We start from the raw sequence: 20653 nt of genomic DNA on the forward strand, positions 1-20653 counted from the left end.
TTTTCACTATGTATCAAGATTAAAGATTCAATTTCTTCAACAATGGCTTAGGCAATGAATTTTTATTAACCATCACATCTGTGGTCTTGTACTTCACATACTCCCATGAAGCGTAAAAATAACCATCTTGATCATTTCTTTCTGTTCCCCAAGAATTTTTGACAATAAAGAATTTCTTCCCATTCTGATCCTTAGCCAAACCTACAATATGCATTCCATGGTCATCAGTAGTTCTATAATCATCAAACTCTCGCTGCCTCACTTCTGGCGTTATTTTCATTTCATCCACCACAGTCGTTCCAAAATCATCCTTCTCCTCTTTAGTCAATTTATCCCAAGGCTTTGAAGGAACTATCGCCAAACCTTTTTTGAACATAAAATAAGGTTCGCTAACATCGGATGCCCAAGCTAATGTATAGCCGTTCTCCAACGAAGTTTCGATAGCATCCATCATTTCATCCAATGGTAAATTATACACTTGCCCCCATGCCCAATTGTCTGGCACTTCTAGAATAAACGGCTTGTAATATGGATGATGAGTGAACGAAGACAACTCAATATAATCATCAGGATTCAAGCCCATTTCATTCGCATATGATTTTGGAGTATATTTCTTTCCAAGGTATTCGAATTCCTGAGGAATTTCTCCCAAATACGCATTCAATGTCGATTCAATAGCATGAGGCCACGCAGTAGTCAAACGCTTGCTCTTGTTCTTGATCACTCCATCCACCATGCCCTTAAGCACTTCATCCATTTCGCCATGGTTGTGGGAATCAAATCCATAATTCAAACCTCCATAAACAGACTCAGGAACCATCCCATAATCCCTCAATACATTCACAACATCATGAAAAGCACCGCCAGCTCCATAGTTCAACGCACCATTCATACGAACATATTTTTCAGATTTGTCTTTATAAGAATTCCAAACCACAAACATTTCAGACAGTTCATATTTGCCTTTACCTTTTCTCAATAATTCAGATTCAAAAAATGAGAGAGAAGAGAATGACCAACAAGTGCCTGTTCTGCCTTGATTCTGAACAGCATTCACATCATTGGAGATGATCGTTTCAAAAACATAAGGCCCTACATTTATCTTTTCATTCTGTCCCAAAGACTGAAAAGTTATCGCCATGCCCAATAAAAAAAACATGAGAAATTTGTTTGCTTTTAACATATGCAAAGTTTTAAAATCAATTAATATTTTTACAATAATTCAAATAAAACAACTTTGGATAAATTTATGAAGGAAATTTAAACGAAAATAACGCCAAAATAATACCACCAACGTTTACCCAATATTTATTTCAAAATATATTTAAGTTAAAATAATATTTAATCGAAATAAATGATTTGCAAATTATGTATTAATATAAAATATTTTACTTATTTTTATATGAAATATATTTCACAAACACTCAACATATCATTAAATGAAAGTAATATCAACTAACATTTCCTCTCCCAAAACTGTCACATGGAATGATAAAACTTTTGAAACAGGAATTTTCAAAAAACCTGTAAAACAAGGAATCAAGCTGGATAAAACATCTGTCATTGGCGATACGGTAATTGATACCGAAAATCATGGTGGTATCGATAAAGCTTGTTATTTATATCCGCTAGAGCATTATGAGTTTTGGAGAGAAAAATATCCTGCTTTGGAATGGGAGCATGGCATGTTTGGAGAAAATCTCACTTCAAAGGGAATTGATGAAAGTCGGGTAAATATTGGAGACATTTTCGAATTTGGCAAAGCCAGACTTCAAGTCAGCCAACCTCGAGTGCCTTGTTATAAACTAAGCGCCAAGTTCAATGACTCATCGATTGTCAAAGTATTTTCGCAATCCCAACGTCCGGGCATCTATTTAAGAGTCTTAAAGAAAGGGACAATAAAGCCTGAAGACAGCATCAACTTGATTTTAAAAAACCACGAAGGCATATCTGTGCTTAAAGCATTCGAATTGCTTTATGATAAAGACGCCTCTATTGAAGATTTACAAAGAGCTATCAATGAGCCTTTCCTAGCTGACGCATATAGAGAAGACCTCATAAAAAAACTTGAAAAGAAAAAAATAAACTCGTAACTACAAATATCGTATATCCGTAATCATTCTCTAAACAAGATAACACCAATATGAAAATTACGGAATACTTAGCGAATGATCGCGGATATGCGAATTTTGAATGGCTGGAAGCTAATTATTCATTTAGCTTCTCCAATTATTACAATCCTGCCAAAATGGGATTTGGCGCTCTAAGAGTTCTTAATGACGACTCCATCTCAGCAGGAACAGGTTTTGGCATGCATCCGCATGAAAATATGGAAATCATAACCATCCCTCTTTCCGGAACGGTAAGCCATAAAGACGATCAAGGAAATTCAGGCACTATATCAAGAGGCGAAATTCAGTTAATGTCAGCGGGCAGCGGCATATACCATTCTGAGAAAAACGCCTCAAGCAAAGAACAGCTTAAGCTCTTCCAAATCTGGATTATTCCGCAATCAGAAAACACGAATCCCAAATATGAGCAATTGGATTACAACGCTCTTCATCTTGATGGAAAATGGGCAAATATCATTTCTCCAAAGAAAGAGAAAGGAAAACTTCAAATCAATCAAAACGCTTTTCTATCCCTCACTCAAATAAAACAAAGAGATAAAATTGACTATAAATTAAACAGCTCCAAAAATGGTCTATATTTAATGGTCATAGAAGGTGATGTCTCTACCGAAGCTTTTGAATTAAAGGAAAGAGATGCCATTGGTATAGAAGACTTCGAATCCATATCCATAGAAGCGAAAAATGACAGCTTTTTGCTTGCCATAGAAGTGCCAATGATTATTTAAAAAATCAAGCCAAGCCCTGCTCATCTTTGGCTTGGCTTATACCTTAATCCTCCTTAAACCAACTAGCATACTTGGGATAATTAGACGCTGTTCTTTTAATATTAGCTAATAATTCTTCAGATATATCCTTAACCTTTTTGGCTGGCGTTCCCGCATACAAGCTTCCCTCCTCTACAATAGTATTCGCCAATACAACTGCTCCAGCGGCGATCACGGAATTCGAGCCTATAATCGCTCCATCCATAATTACTGAGTTCATACCAACAAGCACATTATCTTCTATTCTACAACCATGCACGCAAGCATTGTGACCAATGGAAACATCATCGCCAATGACAGTGGTCGATTTTTGATAAGTCGCATGCAACACCACGCCATCCTGGACATTTACTCTATTTCCCAATTTAATCAAATTCACATCCCCTCTAACAACAGCATTGAACCAAATGGTGCAATCCTCTCCCATCTCCACTTCGCCTACAACAGTCGCGTTGTCCGCCAACCAGCAACTCTCAGGCATGCTCGGCGCCAGCGTTTGGCCATCTCTAACAATTGATTTTACTAATGCCATTTCTTTATAATTATTTATTTACAAATACAATTTTATATCCGTCAAAATAGATTTATGTTTGCACAGCAATATAAAGATTTGGCTCGAATGATAAAACGATTTATTAAGAACTATAAAGTGAACAAGATCAGCGATTTTAAATCTAAATCGCTTAAGTGGGCGGAACAGTTTGACCATTTTGAGTATTTAAACCCTAACAACTTCCAATACCCAAATGATCCTTTCATTGAAGTTTTGGCTGTTGGAGCAAATGACATCCTTACTTGCAAAAATGATCATAATGCTTTTGAAGCTTTGAAACGTTTCAAAAACTCCAAAAAAGACTGGCTTTTTGGATATTTTTCCTATGATCTTAAAAACTACTTGGAGGATCTTAAAAGCGAAAATCCAGATCGCATTGAATTTTCAGACTTGATGTTCTTCCAACCCACTCACTTGCTATTTTTCAATGATGATGAAATAGAAATTCAAAGCTTGACAAACAATAATGACGAAGTTTTTGAAATTATTTCAGATACGCCATTAGTGAGCGAGAACAATGATGAAAAATTTGAAATAAAATCAGCTGTAAGCAAAGAAAACTATATTCAAACGGTTGAAAAACTCAAAAATCATATTCTTGAGGGAGACATCTACGAAACCAACTATTGCCAAGAGTTCTATGGTGAAAATGTCGATATTAATCCAATTAGCAAATATCTGGAATTAAACGCAGTCTCTCCAACTCCATTCTCTGTCATGCTTAAGGACTGTGACAAATTCTTAATGGGAGCAAGCCCTGAAAGGTATATTAAAAGAGTTACCAATAAATGCATATCGCAACCCATCAAAGGCACGATCAAAAGAGGGCTGAACTTGGAAGAGGATGAAATGCTCAAGCATGCCTTACTGCACGACCCTAAAGAAAGAGCCGAAAACTTAATGATCGTTGATCTTGTGCGTAATGATCTGGCCAGAGTTTCAACACCTGGCACAGTCCATGTTGATGAACTATTCGGCATATATTCATTCAAACAAGTGCATCAAATGATATCCACTATATCAAGCGAAGTTTCAAATGTGACAGATTCGATAGATATCATAAAAAACACCTTTCCAATGGGAAGCATGACCGGAGCTCCGAAAATCAGCATGATGAATTTAGCCGAAAAGTATGAAACAACTAAAAGAGGCTTGTACTCTGGAGCTGTGGGCTATTTCACTCCGACTGATGACTTTGATTTCAATGTAGTAATAAGAAGTATTCTTTATAATCAGACCCGAAAGAGTTTGTCATTCATGGTAGGAAGTGCTATAACTTTCGACTCAGACCCGGCTAAAGAATATGAAGAATGCTTGCTTAAAGCTAAAGCCATAATTAAAATTCTAAATTAACAATATCTATTTTTATGAAAACAAGAAGATTTTTAGCCTTACCCATACTTACCTTTTTACTGGCAATCACATTTACGAACTGCAAAAAAAATCAGTCCAGCGACAAAACTTCTCAAAATGATATAATCACATCCAAAGGGCTCTCATATGAGATTATATCATTGAATAAAAGCCATGGTTGCGAAAATGGGAATAAGGATAAATCAGGCTGTGTCGAAATTTCTATCAGTTATCCCAAGATTGTCAACGCAAAAGATGATCAAGTAAAGAACAAACTAAACGCCTACATTGAAAATCACTTTGAAATCAATGGCTATCAATCACTAGATTCTGCCATGAATGACTTCATTGACAACTATCTGGATATCTTAAAATTCGACTCAACTTACAAAACTCATTGGTATGGAGAATATGTCGAACGAATAATTTACCAAAGCGATGAAATCTTAAGCCTAGCTTATGAAGCTAATAGTTACGAGGGAGGCGCTCATAGTCAATTTGAACTTCACTTTTCCAACCTAAGCCTTCAAACTGGAAACCTAGTAAAATTAGAAGAAGTGCTAAAAGATGGTTACTCTCAAAAACTTAATGAAATTGGAGAGAGCATCTTTAGAAAAGACAAAAATCTGGCTCCCGAAGAATCCCTTTTCAAGGCTGGTTATTTATTTCCTGGCAACAAATTCACTTTAAACAACAATTATTCATTGTCTGATTCGGGGATTTATTTTTTTTACAACAACTATGAAATTGCTTCTTACGCTCAAGGGACGACAGAACTTTTAATTCCTATAGACTCAATCAGCACTTTAATCCAAAAAAACTGGACAAAATAGAAAAAATATCACAAAAACAAGTAGTTGATTTCATGACATAGCTGTATTAATTAAAAAATAATACAACTATGTCAGCACCTTATATAACACCTTCAGGAAAATTAGAGAATTTGCATTATGACGAAGAACTTGTTCATGATGAGTTTGTAAAATCCATCATCAAACACGCCTTTCTTCACACTAAATGGAAAATCACACTGATCCAAAATGACAGTAAATACTTGTACTACTCCACCAAAAACTTCATGTTTGCCGGAGGGAAGTGCAGTATTTTGATTCAGATTAATATCAAGAAAAATAAATTTTCAAAAATGCTCATCAAAAATTCGAATGGTCATCTTTCTGTATTCGATTACATGCCCGACAAGGTAAAAGATGAAATCAAAGAACTAGTCAGAGAAGCCACAAGCCAATTTCTTTCTTAGCAAACTATGAAAATTACTATTAGAAAGTATCCACTAAAAGACAATCGATCATCTCTATATTTGGATATTTACAAGAATGGAACAAGAACAAAAGAGTACCTTGGTTTATATGTATTTGACCGACCTGAAAACAATGTCCAAAAAGAGCACAGCGAAAAAAATCGTATGAGAGCGGAACGGTTAAGGTTAAATCTTTTAGAAAAATACCAAGAAGAGCTAGCTTTAAAAAAAATAAACACTCCGCAAGTGGATACCTTCTTAGATAGTTATATTGAATCCGAAAAACTAAGCAAAATTTCTTTAGGCCACTGGAATGGGCTAAAAAAGCACCTAAGAGCCTTTTTCAACTACTCTCCTCCTCATTTGGAGCAATTAGAACCTAATTTTCAAGAGAAGTTCGCAAAATATCTTCGGTCAGAAGGTCTTAAGCAAAACACAATTCATCAGTATATAAAAAAACTTGACCTGCTATGCCAACAAGCGATGAATAAACATAGCAAATCTCCGCAATTCATTTCTATCAATACCAAAGCCGAAGAAAAAAACGACAGAGACTTGCTAACCGTTGAGGAATTAAAACTATTATCCCAAAAAGCGCCTAAACACCCTCTTCTCTTAGCAATCAAACTAGGTGCAATGACCGGACTGTCTATATCTGAACTACTTGAATTAACCTATAAAGATATAGCACTTGAAGACAATAAAGTTTTTTTTAAAATTGGAGCAAACAAAATTCCTATATTCCCCACAGTGCTTAAATTTCTCGATGAGAGAAAAATGAATACATCATCCAAAATATTACCTTTGCTTAAATATTCTAGAATTTTCAATAAACAGCTTAAGGAATTCATCCAAAGCCATTTGCATTCTCATAAAGTCATCTCCTTTTCGTCTTTAAAATACACTTATATCATGATATTGCTAAGTAGAGGTTTTGACATCTACGAAATCACTAAATTCATCAGAGTTAAAAGCATTGCGACGACTCAAAAATATCTTGACTATATTCACCTTTATAATACTACCTATGACAAACCTCTTGACAACTTTGATTTTGAATTATAGGATTAGTTAATCACAACTTTGCCAACAGCTCAAAAAAATCCAGCAATACTTGTTTTACAAATGACTTCTTCTTCCATGGTATAAAATGATCTCCCTTTTCGATCACAATAATTTTCAAAATATCATGAGAAAGCTGATGCCTCAAATACTCAACTGTTCCAAAGCTTACAATTTTATCGCGAGTGCCATGAATTAACCACACTGGATTGTTCACTTTCGGATATGACCTCTCGACTTCAAGCAAGTCATCATAGATATTATACATTTCTTTATTGCTCATTTTCAAATTACTCGGCAATAATTTATTCACTACTCTCAACTTGGCGAATTTATTATAAAACTTCACACGCTGAAGCTCTGGTGCTAGAGTTGGCGCTATGAGCAAAAGTCCATTGATTATATCTTGGGATTTTTGAAAGACATCCATGCTTACTCCTCCTCCATAAGAATGTCCAACTAACAAAAATAACCTATCATTGCCTCCCTCTATGATAGATCGAATAAAACTCATAATTATGGATGACTGAAGTTGAATATGCAACGAATGCTTCGTTTCAGAACCTCCATAGCCCAATCGATTCACAGAAAACATCCAATAATCACGCGATAATTCCTCATCCTGCAAATAACCTTTAAATGCCTGCCAGCTACCGGGTGATCCATGGATAAAGAATAAAATAGGTTTGCCAGATGACTTGTGGTTGGAATACACCTGAAGCTTACTTCCTTCTTTATGATAATTAAATAGGTACATGAATTATGAAGCCAAATGTAGTTTGAGGTGATTGATAAATTCCGATAATTTAGCTGGTTTGCAACCATGCTTTCTATTCTCATTGGCAATCTCAAAAACCATATTCAAATTCATCAATACATCTTTATAAGCATGCAACAATGTATAATTCTTGTCATAAATATGAGCCGCTTCTGAATTGACGCCATTGATTTCCATTACTTTGATTCCTTCCCCTTTCATCAACTTGTCTATAGATTCAGCTTTAATATCGAATCTTCCGTAATAAAATCCATCCAAAGTCGAAGAAATTTCATCAAAAACTTTCACCAACTGATCACAAATCAAATAATTAGCATTAATAAACTCGGTTCCTCGACAATGATTTCCTATTTGCTCTAAAACCAAGATTTCTCCACTTGGCAAAACTTCATTTAGTCTTTCGGAAAACTTGCTTTTCAAATAGTCAATCCGATCCACTGCCCTTATTTCATTATTCATCAAATTCAACAAAGTGCTGCTTCCATCCCCCGTCACACTTAAGAAACCTTTGGTGACGATGGAAGTAATTCCGCTTTTTCCAGAAGGGTATCTGTAATACAACACGCCAAACTCATGAGGTGATGAAACGAATTCTTGGAGCATAAATTTCTCTTGATGAATTTCAGCCAATCTTATGACTGCTTTAGCATCTTCAACAATCTCCACTCCTTTTCCTCTTTCTCCAATATCAGGTTTGTACACCAATGGATAATTAACGCTAGGTTTAAGATCTATGAACTGCTCTAAATTATCGTAAAAAAACGTACGAGGGTAATATTTTTGATCCAACATTTTCAACAAGCCATACTTGCTATATTGAAAAAGGCCTCCAAATTTAACACTCGGATTCGCGGAAGTAAAATAAGTAAAGCTTCTAGATCGCAAAGAAAAATACAGCCAAACCAACACGAATGGCCCATAAAAGATCCAAAAAGGCCAATATTCATAATTAAATAATTTGGCTAATCGGTATTTAGTATTCATATATCTATGACAAGTTTAAAAATGCATCAATATCAACAACTCAAAGAAGCGTAAAACCATTCCCTAAATACTCATCCAATCGAATGGCCTCACACTTTCACCTAACTCTATTTTCTTAAAATCTTTTGCCAGTTTTCATCCGCTAACTTCCTCAATTGCTCTGGATTTTTATCCCACTTCTCTTTTGTATTATTGAAAAACTTATTGTAAAAAAGATACAACTTACCATCCATAATTTCAAACGTATTAGGATCTACATCCACTTTCTCAGCTTCTTTCCCCATTGCATAAGCACACCAGCCTCCATATTGAGGTGCATATTTTTCTGGATTTTTCTCAAACTTAGCTTTATTTGCATCTGAAGAAAAATAATACTTCACTCCTTTATACTCAGCAGAGATCTTTTTGCTTCCTTTTTTAGCTGAATTGTCAAAATATGAAACCACATCATACCCTTTGGAGCCTACTCCTTTTTCTAAATTATATTGCTTAGACTCTTGAGCCATTGTCCATAAAGGCAACAATAACATTATCAAACTAATCAAACTCTTCGTTTTCATACACATCACTATTTTCATTCAAGATCAGAAAGTCATTTTTTCTAACATTCAAAACCAACCAATCCTCATACTGTTCGACCATCCCTTTCAATTGAATCTGTTTGCCAACTAATGGTATGAAATCCTCTAATTTCATCTGCTCCAAATGCAATAAATAGTATTGTTCATTCCCTATCTCTGTTCTTATCAAAAACACTGGAGGTATTCCTCCTGACAAACATCTTACTGCACATGAGCGGTGTATTCTTCCGCGACCGGGCTTCATTACTCCAAAATAACATTTAGGATCAATTATTTCTCCTTCAAGTGTTGTCTCGCCCAACAACTCTGCATTGATTGGCTTAAAATATTGGTCTTTATAAACATCTTGGGGGTTATGATCCAGCACCTGAAAAACCGTCTTCCCATTGTAGTAAATTAAGTTCCCGTACAAACTCATATGCTTTCCCTCCAAACCTCCAAATTCCTCGCTAATTTCACTGTTTAGTTTTTCAAAGCCATGTTTACCAAACCCAACCAATAGAATGTTTTCAAATAAACCGCTGTTTTTAACCTTAAGCATTGGAGCGGGACTGGAGTGAAACACTCCTGAAATATAAATTCTATTATATAGCTCAAATTCGGAATTTATGGCTTTAGTCGTAGCTAAAGTAAAAATCATTACAAAAACCAACCACGTAATAGCGAATAAACCCAAAGTCCTCTTCAAGACTTTTTTCGTAGAACTCCCCAGCTTGCCGTTCCAACCTATGAAAAACTCTTCATTCTCCTTTTTCATATTCAATTGGCTTTTGTTCCATACCTTCTTCATTTGCACGAGGGTGTATATAAATCGCATCTTCCACCAATTTGATTTGATAAGTTGATATTTTCTCATCAAAGGGAGGAGGCGAACACCCATCATTTGGTTGATATTGATAGCCGTGCCAAGGACAAGTGATACAACCTTTCACAACTTTTCCTTCTCCTATTGGCCCATTTTGATGCTTGCACACATTAGACACAGCAGCCAGTTTTCCTTCATATTTGAATATGGCAACCCTCTCTTCTCCTGCAAACACAATCTTAGCTCTATTGTCATCGATATCCCCTATTCTACAAGCATATAAAAACTCTTCATTCCCCTTTAGCTTCTCATTGTCTATCTTTTTATCAAGAATAGCTGACCAAACATGCAACAAGGCGATCATCACAACGCTCAATGAAACCGGCAAATAAATCCATAATGATTTTTCTTGTTGAAACGCACCCAACACTACATGCCCTATAATCAAAAAGTATGAAACATAAACAAGCATATGCAGCAACTTCCAAGTTTTAGGACTTAAGTTTTTCAACCAAAAATCATGGCTTGTGGAAAACATAACATAAAAAATCATCAAAGCGATAAAGCCTAAAACTTGAAATGGAAAATTAGCAAATGAATTGTATTGGAGATTAGAAAAAAACAAGGAGAATAAAGGGTTAACATTTCCTAAAGCATGAAATTGATAAAGAACCAAAGCTCCGTGAATCAACCCTATCGTAAACATTGAAACTCCCAAGTGCCTCCTATTATACAGCAAAGGCAGGAACTTTCTATTTATTCTGGTTAATGGCCCGATAGATAAAATAATAGTCAGCATCAAAAACGCCAATGTCCCTGAAGCTCTTATCATCAGTGTCTCCACAGTAATATTTGGATTAAAAACCAATGAAAACCCCGTAAAACCTACGACGTAAAGAATTACAAAAGCGAAAATAATTTTGTCATACAACTTCTTAAATCGATTCCATTGTACAGGCACATATCCTACGCTCATAAGCCCACCTCCATCAAATAACTGTCCTTGATTGCGTCAGAAACTACTATTGCTTTCATTTCATCTATATCTATATTCCGTAGCCTAAATCTATAAACTCCTTTTTGGCCTATTCGACCTACTATAATTTCCTTGCTTTTTGTCAAGACTGACAGTATCCCAAACGGAGCTTTCAAAGGCTTTTTAACCAATATCTCCAACTGGATATCATTAGGATTTGACCGATGAATTTGCCTGATATTCACTAATAAATAATTTGTTTGTGAAGTTTTCACTACTTCCCCCAACTGAGGAGAAATATCTTGGGAGATAACCAACTCATACAAAGTAGCCGGTCTGGTAGCATATGCCAGAATCAATAATCCGGTGAGAAGAAAAGCAAAAATCAGCCAAACATTATAATGTATCCGCCTTAGCCTATAGATCATTTCTTAAAAAATTTTGGCAACAATAACCACCACAAAGCTAAAGCTCCTGGAAACACCATTAAGTTCATTAAAAAGCTACTGTCCCGAAACTCTTTATCCAGCTTCGAAGCTCCGTAAAAAGCAAAAAATAGCCCAAACAGCGTTCCTAAAAACAGGTAAACCAATACCGAGTAATACAATAAATTTGCGATGATCATAAACTAACATTTTTTATTCTCTCGCATATTCTATACCATTATATCACTCGGATTCAGTTGATTTAAAATAATCATCCAATCTATCAATATACAGCTCTGTCTCTCCCAAATCATTAATATGGAACATTCTATTGAACTTTGCTTTTTCAACAATCTGCGAACCAAGATATGATTTGCGCTGATAAATCACCTGACTGAATGTATTGTCAAACCCTTGAACTTGAACGACAAATTCCCACTTTGACTTATTTTCCATCCCTAACTTATATATTGGGCTATTTTCATCAATTGGATGCACTACTGTCCAGTTCAATGGAAAATATAAAATTGAGTCATGCTCCAATTCCAGTTTATGAAATTTATTCACAAACGAATCTTCATGCTTTTCTGAAATAACCATAACAACGGTCACTTTCATCTCTATCAAGATATCAGAACGTTCATTGACCAGTCGAAACATCAACGCATCTTTTCCATCCTTCCATGGCGAAATCAACATGTCTTTGCTAAACCTTATTTTAGATGTAGGCTTGGAAAATCGAGCATAGATCAGTGCTGTTACCAATGAAAAAGTAATCAGCCCATGGACCGCCTCTATCGAAGCAACGACGTTGGGCAAAACTCCAATAGGGCTCATTGCTCCGTACCCGACTGTTGTAAAGGTTTGAAAACTAAAATACAAGCAATCGTCAAAAGCTTCCCAATTATAACCAATATCAGCCCCGTCTATAAACTCAGCACCTATAGCAAAATAGATCACTGCAAACACCAAGTTATTCAAAACAATAAAGCCAAAAGCCAACAACAAAAAACCTGACCACCGAAGGCTTAATAACCAATAATAAACGTCTTGAAACTTTAGCGACTTTTCGAATCGCTTAACATTGAAATTCCCGTCATCATTAATCAAACGGGACTTTTCTTTGCGAGAGGACACTGAAAATCCAATATCTTGATCTTTCACATCCTCTCCGAAGAAATATTTATTAAAATTGTTTATCACAATATTTAAAAAATCGCAATTATCAAATAGAAATATTTGCATCCAAAATATTTTGAATGATTCCCTCAACCAATGTTTCTCTTGCTTCCTGGCTAGACCAAGCCACATGAGGTTGCATTATCAATTTTTCGGGACAATTAATCTTAAGCAAAGGATTCTCGCTAGCTACTGGTTCTTTTTCAAAAACATCCAAGCCTGCTCCCGCAAGCTCTCCTTGCTCCAAGGCATTTGCCAAGTCACTTTCCACTACGATTCCTCCTCTTCCTACATTGATTAATATCGCATTGCTTTTCATATGAGACAACTCTTTCTTTCCTATAAGCTCTTTTGTCTTTTCATTTAGAGGTGCATGAATAGTAACGATATCTGATGTGGTTAACAATTCTTCTAATTCCAACCTTTGAAGCTTTTCATCTCTGCTCTTTCCAGAAGATGAGTAATAGACAACCTCGCATCCGAAAGCCTGAGCAATAAACGCTACTCTTTTACCAATATTCCCAAGGCCTATTATTCCAAACCTTTTGCCTTTCAACTCCCAAATTGTTGGACCAATATGAGTAAAAAGCCCTGATGACGCATAATCGTTTTTAGCATATTCATCATAATATGAAAGATGATTTATCAAGCTCAATAACATCGAAAAAGTTGCCTGTGCCACGCTTTCCGTTGAATATCCCGCCACATTCTTCACAGGAATATCTCTCGATTTCGCATAGTCTAGATCAATATTGTTTGTTCCTGTTGCAGCTATACAAATTAGTTTCAAATTTTCAGCCGCATCTATTTCACTTTTCCCAAGCACCACTTTGTTGGTGATAATAATATTCGCATCCTTGATTCTCTCCTGCACTTGTTCGGGCGAAGTTCTAGGATATGAAACCAAATGTCCCAATTCTTTGACTTTCTCTAAATTGGCTACATTTCCAAGCGTTTCCGCATCTAACAAAACAATATTCATAGCTTAAAAATTATTTTTTTTATTATGTGACAACTATACTTTATGTTCCAATTTAAGGAAAATTTGATATACCGCGGGACAAATGGTCGCATTTGTTAATGAAAGATTTATAATCTGCTTGAACCTTTTTCTATTTGTATGCGGATACTCTCTACAAGCCTTTGGTCTATGTTGATATGCTATGCATTTGTTGTCATAGCCCAAAAAAGGGCATGGAGCTTCATTCAATACATAATCCCCCTCTTTGTCCTTATGTAAATAAGAATCTATAAAGTCCTTGACCTTCATTTTAAATGCTTTAGCGAGCCTCTCAATATCAGACTCTAAAAAAATAGGGCTGGTAGTCTTGCAACAATTAGCGCATTCCAGACAATCAATTTCATCGAATACTTCATCATGCAATGCATGAACGGCATTGTCGACCTTTCCATCCTTGAGTTTTCTTAACTTTTTCGCTGTATCATTTAATTTTTCAAAATTTTCTTTCTTCAGGCCCTTGAATTCTTCCAACAACATTAATTTAATATTTTCAATTTCGACTTTTTCTTTCTTTTTTGACAAAAAAATAGCATATATTGTAGTATTAAAATGAAATTTAAATCTGAGCTATGAATAAAGTTCTATCCACAGTATTTCTCATTTTACTCTGCATTTTTTCAACGCAAAGTTACGCACAACGCACGAGATGTCACAATAATGGATATCCAAATGACAATAATCAAAGAAGGGGAATTGCATATCCAAACCAATTTGAAGAATGGATGCAAGGCATGCTTAGTCAACAAAGATTAATTCAATCAGTAAACCAAGCCACTCGCAAAGCTGAAACCAAATATAGACTTCCAATTGTCGTGCACATTATCCACAAAGGAGAATCTTATGGAGTGGAAAGCAATATTACAGATGAGCAAATACTCTCTCAGATCAAAGCTACAAATGTTGACTTAGCATTGGAAAATGCGAACTTCATTAATACACCTGAAGTATTCAAACCTTATGCTACAAGCTTGAATATTGAATTAATTTTAGCCAAAAGAGATCCACAGGGGAACCCCACTAATGGTATTACAAGATCTTATGGAGGAAATAGCAATTGGCTGTATAAAGAGGAAAGTCTTAAATCAATTATCCAGTGGGATCCCGAAAAATATTTTAATATCTGGGTTTGCGATTATGGCAATGACCTAGGCTTTTCAAGCTGGCCTGTCAGCAATTTACCAGGCATGGAAGCACTTGGAAGCACACCTCAAGAAGATGGTGTCATTGTAAACTACACGGCTTTTGGGTCAAATGATTTTGGAGGGCCATATCCTATTTTAGAAGAAGACTATGATTTAGGCAGAACGCTCACCCATGAAATGGGCCATTACCTTGGCTTATTTCATACTTGGGGCACAGGAGGATGCAGTAATGACGACTATGTGGAGGATACTCCTATGACCAGCGGATCGTACACTGGAGGTTGCGACTTAACTCAACCGATCATGTCCTGCGGTCAACAAACAATGATTGAGAACTACATGGATTACACGCTTGATGCATGCATGACCATGTTTACGCATGGTCAAAAAGATCGCGTAGAAGTTGTTCTGAACAACAGTCCAAGAAGGCTTAGTTTACTGACTTCCGATGCTCTGATTCCTGTTGACCCTAGCGACTATTATGATTTAGCGTTATTTGACGTAGAATATCCTATTGTCACATCCACACCCGACATTGATATTAATATCATTGCAAAAAATCTAGGAAATCAAATCAACAATGTTGCATTTTCGGTCAAAAGTCAATCCGTAGCATATAATGACACATTAAAATCATTACCTCTTTTTACTCAAAACTCAACGGTAAATAAAATCATTTCGCCAAAGAGCTTATCATATATTGATAGTATTGCCACTTTTGACGTTGAAGTCGAAATTATCGATGAAGACATATATGATTTTAACCCAAGCAATAACTTTTCAACAAATCTTAATAGTTATTTGCACACTAAATCGGATTTTATCCCATATAAAATTAGTTTTGAATATGAAGATGAAAACAGCAATAAATGGGCGAAAGTCAGCAAACTAAATCGTTTTGCCTGGAAAGACTCGACAATTATTGAAAACAATAAAGAAATTTCTTTTTTGACTCTTACAGATAACAATTATATAAACGATGAAGCTTGGCTAGTTTCACCGTTGCTAAACGTAAAAGAAGTTTCAGAAGCATATTTGGAAATCGGCTACACATTTCAAGCAGAAGACAATAATTCCTCAGACTCATTATTTGTATATTACTCAACAGAGTTGCCTGAGAGATACATTCTATTAGATACTATTGAACTAAATAATACGCAAGGACACTTTAAAAGTAATGTTTCCCTTTCTGAAAAAATCAACTTAAACAGTTTTTTACAAGAAGAAAACTTAAGAATTGGCTTAGTAAAAAAAGGAGGGCTTAAAGGATTAATGGGAATTCATGAAATAAATTTCTACGAAAATGATGTTTTGAATACAAAAAAGCCTGAAGAAAACAGTCATTTAATTTTCCCAAATCCAACTAAAAACAAACGCTTTAAAATTCGTTTCAACCTAAATGAACGCCAAGATATCACATGCAATATCTATAGTATTTCAGGTAGAATCGTTAAATCCATAAATTTTGATGGCACAATCAATCAAATTCAGGAAATTGATTTGAGTAAAGAACCTCAAGGCATTTACTTTATTAAAATTGCCTACAAAAACAGTATTGAAACCGATAAAATTATCCTTCGATAAAAGCAAAGCTTGCAATTCTTAGATTAAACTTTAGCTTTTGACTTCTTTATCTTCAATAAGTTTCTAATTTTACAGATTGAATTAGAAACTTATTTTATCATATACGAATACGACATGATCAAGAAAGTTGGGTTGATTTACGGAGGAAAATCCGTGGAACATGATATTTCTATCAAATCAGCGGTTAATATTTACCAAAATGCTGACAAAAACAAATTAGAAATAATAGCCATTGGGATTGATAAAAATGGAAAATGGTTCTTAAACTCGGAACCAAATCCTGATATTGCCAAAGGAGATCCTCTTCATTGGAAATTCGACAGCCAATCTCCCGACTTGATTAACACTAGAACAAACGAATGCATTGGCTTGGACGTTGTTTTTCCCATTGTGCACGGTACTGACGGTGAAGATGGAAATATACAGGGATTGTTCAATACACTTAACCTACCTATAGTCGGAACTAATGTCCTTGGCTCAGCTCTATGCATTGACAAGGTTTACAGCAAATTAATATTAGAGAAATTTGGCATCCCAGTAACTAAATACGCCTACTTCAACAAATCTCAACAAACTGAAATCACCTTCCAAAGTGTAGTTAACAAAATTGGCTTGCCTTTTATTTCAAAGCCAGCCAATCTTGGCTCATCAGTCGGTGTAATGAAGGTTAAAACTGAAGATGATTTTAAAAAAGCGATAAAAGAAGCTTTTACTTATGATGAAAAAGTTCTATTCGAAGAATTCATCAGCGGCAGAGAATTGGAATGCGCTATCTTGGGCAATGACAACCCTATGGCATCAGAGCCAGGAGAAATAGTTATTGACGAATCCTACGAATTTTATACCTTTGAGGCAAAATATGTAGACCCCTTAGCCGTGAAAATCAATGTTCCAGCTATCATTGACTCTGAGATTGCCCAACAAATTAAAAAGCATTCAATTGAAGCCTTCAAAGCCTTAGCCTGCGATGATTTTGCTAGAGTTGACATTTTTCTTTCTGATGATGGCAAAATATATATCAATGAAATCAATACGCTTCCTGGCTTCACCAATTCAAGCATGTTTCCATCGCTATGGAAAGAGAAAGGCATAAGCTACAACGAGCTTATCAATCAATTAGTGGAAATGGCAATTGACCGTTTTCATCAAAAAAATGAAAAGCAAAGGAAATTTGACTCCATTTTTAGTCAATAATATTCCTTTTTATATTATTATTTATTATCATACATATCTAAAGAGATTAGATACAATTTTAACTTAAAAATCTCAAGCAATAAATTGACTCATCAAAATGCGCGATAAATTAAAAAATATAGGTTTTTCTGTTGCTAACTTAGCGATAATGGGAGTTGTCACTATGATGGTTTTGTATGGATATTTCAATGTTTACCTACCATATATCACCAAGCATGACGAAACTATCACTGTTCCTAATTTAAAAGGAGTGAGAGAAGACCAACTTGAAGAATTTCTAACTCAAAGACATTTAAATTACGTCATCAAAAGCGACTCAGGATATTCAGCAGAGTTTCCTGTAAAATCCGTATTGAAACAAGAGCCTAAAGCAGGAAGCAGAGTAAAAGAAAATCGAAAAATTTATTTGACATTAAACGCTTCCACTCCTCCTCAAATCAAAATGCCTAACCTTATCGATGGTTCATTGAAAAATGCCCGAATAATTCTTGAAAGCTTAGGCTTAAAGTTAGGTTCCATTGAATATGTTCCAGATTTGGCTATTAATGCTGTTCTAAAACAAAAATTAGACGGTGAAGAAATAGAACCTGGCCAAAAAATTTATAAAGGCTCTTCAATAGACCTTGTCATAGGAGACGGCTTAGGAAAAACTGCTTTTGAAATAGGCGACTATATTAATATGCCACTGGATGAAGCCGAAATGGCAATTTTAGGTTCAAATTTAAAATTGGGCAGTATCATTAACGTAAATGTAGCAGATAGCTTAATGGGGAAAGTGATCAAGCAAAACCCTGAATTTGAAGAAAAAGTAAAGGTAGGACAAAGCGTGGATCTTTGGGTAGGTAATTACAATGAATACCTATTGCAAGACTCATTAGATATTGAATAAAACATGGGAAGAGATAGATATATAGCCATATTATTTTTTTTATTTGCCTCTGCGACTTGGATTGAAGTGAATGCTCAAGTGGAAATTATTCCTTTGAACAAAACTAAAAAACATCAGAGTTCCAGACGCCTTAGCGAGGATCCTAATTTAAAAACACCTTTTCCATTTTGGGATGATTTTTCAAAAGCCAATATTGGCCCTGATCAAAATAAATGGCTATATGGCCCCTTGACTACATCCATAAGATCCGACAAAGGCATTGACAACCCTAGTTACCAAGTTGCCATGCTTTCTGCCCTTAACAATGATGGCTCGACTGTTTCAAGCGATCCTTATTCAAAAGGTGTTACAGACAGTTTGGTCTCTCATACGATAGATTGGAGCTACTTAAATGAAAGCAATAAAGACAATGTGTTCTTAAGTTTCTTTTGGCAAGCGCCAATGGATTACTCATTTCGACCGACAACCGAAGATGATTCTCTAGTTCTTCAATTTATGAATGCAGATTCAATATGGAGCACTGTATGGAGCATTAAAGGGGAAGACATCATAGAGGAAAACTTCACAAAATTCACTCAAGAAAGTATTAAGGTCTCTCCAGAAATGCAATCCGAAAGATTTAGATTCGCTTTTAAATCATACGGACTTCAATCTGGAGAATTTGCTGTTTGGCTTTTGGATTATATTCTTTTGACAAATCATGAAAGCAACCAAGCTAATACTGCTTACGAAGACAGAACCTTGGTAGACAAGCATACAAGACTATTCGACAGCTATACAGAAATACCGCTTAATGCTCTTCAAAATCAAACGCTTAGCAATAATTTCAGACCCCATACACGCATGTACAACATGAATGATATTGGCCAACCAATACAATATTATATGCATGTAAAGAACAAGGCTACTGGAGAAATCATTCAAACCTTAGCGACACCTGACGATGTTGACGAGAATATAGGTCCCAAGTCTTTCGCCTTAATTCAAGCCGCTGAACCATTTGAAATTGAGAATATCGACACATCAATGGATAGCATAAATTTAGAGCTTGTCACTGAATTAGCTACAGGAGATACTTATTTGAAAGATCATTCCGGAGGATTCTATGAAAATGTTGATTTAAGATTGAACGACACGTTAAGGACAACATTCAAATTAGCTGAGCACTATGCTTATGATGATGGTGAATCTGAAATTTCTATCAGAACCTTGCAACAAGGCAGTGTGATTTGTCAGGAATTTGTGACATTAATGCCTGATACTTTAACGCATATACATATCAACCTTCCTTCTATTGATAGATTTCGTCCAGAAACAGGTGTTCCTTTTGATATTGTCATCTATAAAAAAATCAAAACGGACGATAACTCAAGCAATGAGCTTATACACCTAGAAAATGTAGTATCAAGAGCTTCGTCTGACTATGAAAACTTTATAGAGTATAAATTAAGTAAAAGAATCTTAGTGGAAGACACTGTATACATTGGCTGGAAAATAAGCTCTTCGGCAATAGCGGTAGGAATGGACTTAAACAACAGTGTTTCAGACCCTGTAGAATTCGATCAAGAAGGCAAAGAGATCATTAAAGGCAAAACTCAAAAAATTTACGAACTTCAAACCGGTACAACATTTACGAAATTTGATAAAGCCCAAGGGAGTCTATTATTAAGGCCTGTTTTTAAAAAGAATGAAATCATAAGTGGTATAGAAGACATTGATCTTAATGTAAAGGTATACCCTAATCCAAATTCTGGAGAATTTACAGTTGAATCGTTGTCAACTATCAATAGCATATCAATTCATGATATATCAGGCAACATTGTTTATCAACAAGATTCAAGCATTAAAAATATACAGCAAATAAACATTAGCTTTTTACCTTCTGGCATTTATATCGTCAAAGTACTAACAGCCAAAGGTTATGCTGTTAAAAAAATCATTATTAGATAACCCTATTTTCAAAAAACGCGACT

General features: G+C 35.4%; 22 protein-coding genes. 10 read left to right on the forward strand and 12 right to left on the reverse strand.

The window, feature by feature from the left end:
• Positions 1-19: 19 nt before the first annotated feature.
• Positions 20-1159: a C1 family peptidase gene (locus tag AABK36_RS11110; RefSeq protein WP_309939010.1), complete on the reverse strand. Its 1140-nt coding sequence runs from the start codon at positions 1157-1159 to the stop codon at positions 20-22.
• 280 nt (positions 1160-1439) lie between these two features.
• Between AABK36_RS11110 and AABK36_RS11115 the strand changes: the two genes are divergently transcribed.
• Positions 1440-2093, forward strand: coding sequence for an MOSC domain-containing protein (locus AABK36_RS11115; RefSeq protein WP_309939009.1), 654 nt, complete (start codon positions 1440-1442; stop codon positions 2091-2093).
• 50 nt (positions 2094-2143) lie between these two features.
• Entirely contained in the window at positions 2144-2857 is a 714-nt protein-coding gene (locus AABK36_RS11120) for a pirin family protein (RefSeq protein WP_309939007.1), read from the forward strand.
• A 43-nt stretch (positions 2858-2900) separates the two neighbouring features.
• Here the strand turns inward: AABK36_RS11120 and AABK36_RS11125 are convergent, their stop codons facing one another.
• Entirely contained in the window at positions 2901-3428 is a 528-nt protein-coding gene (locus AABK36_RS11125) for a gamma carbonic anhydrase family protein (RefSeq protein ID WP_309939005.1), read from the reverse strand.
• An 87-nt stretch (positions 3429-3515) separates the two neighbouring features.
• On the opposite strand from AABK36_RS11125, the gene AABK36_RS11130 reads away from it, so the two are divergent.
• The 4 genes from AABK36_RS11130 to AABK36_RS11145 all read left to right on the forward strand — a co-directional run bounded on the left by AABK36_RS11130 (position 3516) and on the right by AABK36_RS11145 (position 7125).
• Positions 3516-4802, forward strand: coding sequence for an anthranilate synthase component I family protein (locus AABK36_RS11130; RefSeq protein WP_309939003.1), 1287 nt, complete (start codon positions 3516-3518; stop codon positions 4800-4802).
• A gap of 14 nt (positions 4803-4816) precedes the next feature.
• Positions 4817-5635: a DUF3298 and DUF4163 domain-containing protein gene (locus tag AABK36_RS11135; RefSeq protein WP_309939001.1), complete on the forward strand. Its 819-nt coding sequence runs from the start codon at positions 4817-4819 to the stop codon at positions 5633-5635.
• Positions 5636-5703: 68 nt separating this feature from the next.
• On the forward strand, positions 5704-6060 hold the full coding sequence (locus tag AABK36_RS11140) for a hypothetical protein (protein ID WP_309938999.1): 357 nt from the start codon (positions 5704-5706) through the stop codon (positions 6058-6060).
• A 6-nt stretch (positions 6061-6066) separates the two neighbouring features.
• Complete coding sequence (locus AABK36_RS11145) at positions 6067-7125, forward strand: phage integrase SAM-like domain-containing protein (RefSeq protein WP_309938997.1); 1059 nt, start codon at positions 6067-6069, stop codon at positions 7123-7125.
• A gap of 10 nt (positions 7126-7135) precedes the next feature.
• Here AABK36_RS11145 and AABK36_RS11150 read toward each other — a convergent pair whose 3' ends face one another.
• The 10 genes from AABK36_RS11150 to AABK36_RS11195 all read right to left on the reverse strand — a co-directional run bounded on the left by AABK36_RS11150 (position 7136) and on the right by AABK36_RS11195 (position 14393).
• Positions 7136-7879, reverse strand: coding sequence for an alpha/beta fold hydrolase (locus AABK36_RS11150; RefSeq protein ID WP_309938994.1), 744 nt, complete (start codon positions 7877-7879; stop codon positions 7136-7138).
• 3 nt (positions 7880-7882) lie between these two features.
• Positions 7883-8884, reverse strand: coding sequence for an ATP-grasp domain-containing protein (locus tag AABK36_RS11155; RefSeq protein WP_309938991.1), 1002 nt, complete (start codon positions 8882-8884; stop codon positions 7883-7885).
• A 107-nt stretch (positions 8885-8991) separates the two neighbouring features.
• Positions 8992-9444 carry a YHS domain-containing (seleno)protein gene (locus AABK36_RS11160; RefSeq protein WP_309938989.1) on the reverse strand — a complete coding sequence of 151 codons (453 nt, stop codon included), beginning with the start codon at positions 9442-9444 and terminating at the stop codon, positions 8992-8994.
• The gene (locus AABK36_RS11165; protein WP_309938987.1) at positions 9422-10222 is read right to left on the reverse strand and encodes a hypothetical protein; all 801 of its coding nucleotides are present in this window, start codon (positions 10220-10222) and stop codon (positions 9422-9424) included. Before AABK36_RS11165 ends, AABK36_RS11160 begins: the two co-directional genes overlap by 23 nt.
• Positions 10206-11246, reverse strand: coding sequence for a Rieske 2Fe-2S domain-containing protein (locus AABK36_RS11170; RefSeq protein ID WP_309938985.1), 1041 nt, complete (start codon positions 11244-11246; stop codon positions 10206-10208). The genes AABK36_RS11165 and AABK36_RS11170 overlap by 17 nt, the downstream gene beginning before the upstream one ends.
• Entirely contained in the window at positions 11243-11674 is a 432-nt protein-coding gene (locus AABK36_RS11175; RefSeq protein WP_309938983.1) for a hypothetical protein, read from the reverse strand. The genes AABK36_RS11170 and AABK36_RS11175 overlap by 4 nt, the downstream gene beginning before the upstream one ends.
• A complete protein-coding gene (locus AABK36_RS11180; RefSeq protein WP_309938981.1) occupies positions 11671-11871 on the reverse strand; it encodes a hypothetical protein in 201 nt (66 codons plus the stop codon). The genes AABK36_RS11175 and AABK36_RS11180 overlap by 4 nt, the downstream gene beginning before the upstream one ends.
• A 43-nt stretch (positions 11872-11914) precedes the next feature.
• Positions 11915-12916, reverse strand: coding sequence for an ion channel (locus AABK36_RS11185; protein ID WP_309938979.1), 1002 nt, complete (start codon positions 12914-12916; stop codon positions 11915-11917).
• Positions 12897-13832 (reverse strand): D-2-hydroxyacid dehydrogenase, encoded by a 936-nt coding sequence (locus tag AABK36_RS11190; protein WP_309938977.1) that lies wholly within the window; start codon positions 13830-13832, stop codon positions 12897-12899. Before AABK36_RS11190 ends, AABK36_RS11185 begins: the two co-directional genes overlap by 20 nt.
• 33 nt (positions 13833-13865) lie before the next feature.
• Complete coding sequence (locus tag AABK36_RS11195; RefSeq protein ID WP_309938975.1) at positions 13866-14393, reverse strand: YkgJ family cysteine cluster protein; 528 nt, start codon at positions 14391-14393, stop codon at positions 13866-13868.
• Positions 14394-14440: 47 nt separating this feature from the next.
• Here AABK36_RS11195 and AABK36_RS11200 point away from each other — a divergent pair, with 47 nt between their 5' ends.
• The 4 genes from AABK36_RS11200 to AABK36_RS11215 all read left to right on the forward strand — a co-directional run bounded on the left by AABK36_RS11200 (position 14441) and on the right by AABK36_RS11215 (position 20630).
• The gene (locus tag AABK36_RS11200) at positions 14441-16597 is read left to right on the forward strand and encodes a M43 family zinc metalloprotease (protein WP_309938974.1); all 2157 of its coding nucleotides are present in this window, start codon (positions 14441-14443) and stop codon (positions 16595-16597) included.
• Positions 16598-16711: 114 nt separating this feature from the next.
• Positions 16712-17791, forward strand: a complete 1080-nt coding sequence (locus AABK36_RS11205; RefSeq protein WP_309938973.1) for a D-alanine--D-alanine ligase family protein — start codon at positions 16712-16714, stop codon at positions 17789-17791.
• Between the two features lie 97 nt (positions 17792-17888).
• Complete coding sequence (locus AABK36_RS11210) at positions 17889-18680, forward strand: PASTA domain-containing protein (protein ID WP_309938972.1); 792 nt, start codon at positions 17889-17891, stop codon at positions 18678-18680.
• Positions 18681-18683: 3 nt separating this feature from the next.
• Positions 18684-20630: a T9SS type A sorting domain-containing protein gene (locus tag AABK36_RS11215; RefSeq protein WP_309938971.1), complete on the forward strand. Its 1947-nt coding sequence runs from the start codon at positions 18684-18686 to the stop codon at positions 20628-20630.
• Positions 20631-20653 lie beyond the last annotated feature (23 nt).

Origin of the sequence: Aureibacter tunicatorum (assembly GCF_036492635.1) — a bacterium.
GTDB lineage: Bacteria > Bacteroidota > Bacteroidia > Cytophagales > Cyclobacteriaceae > Aureibacter > Aureibacter tunicatorum.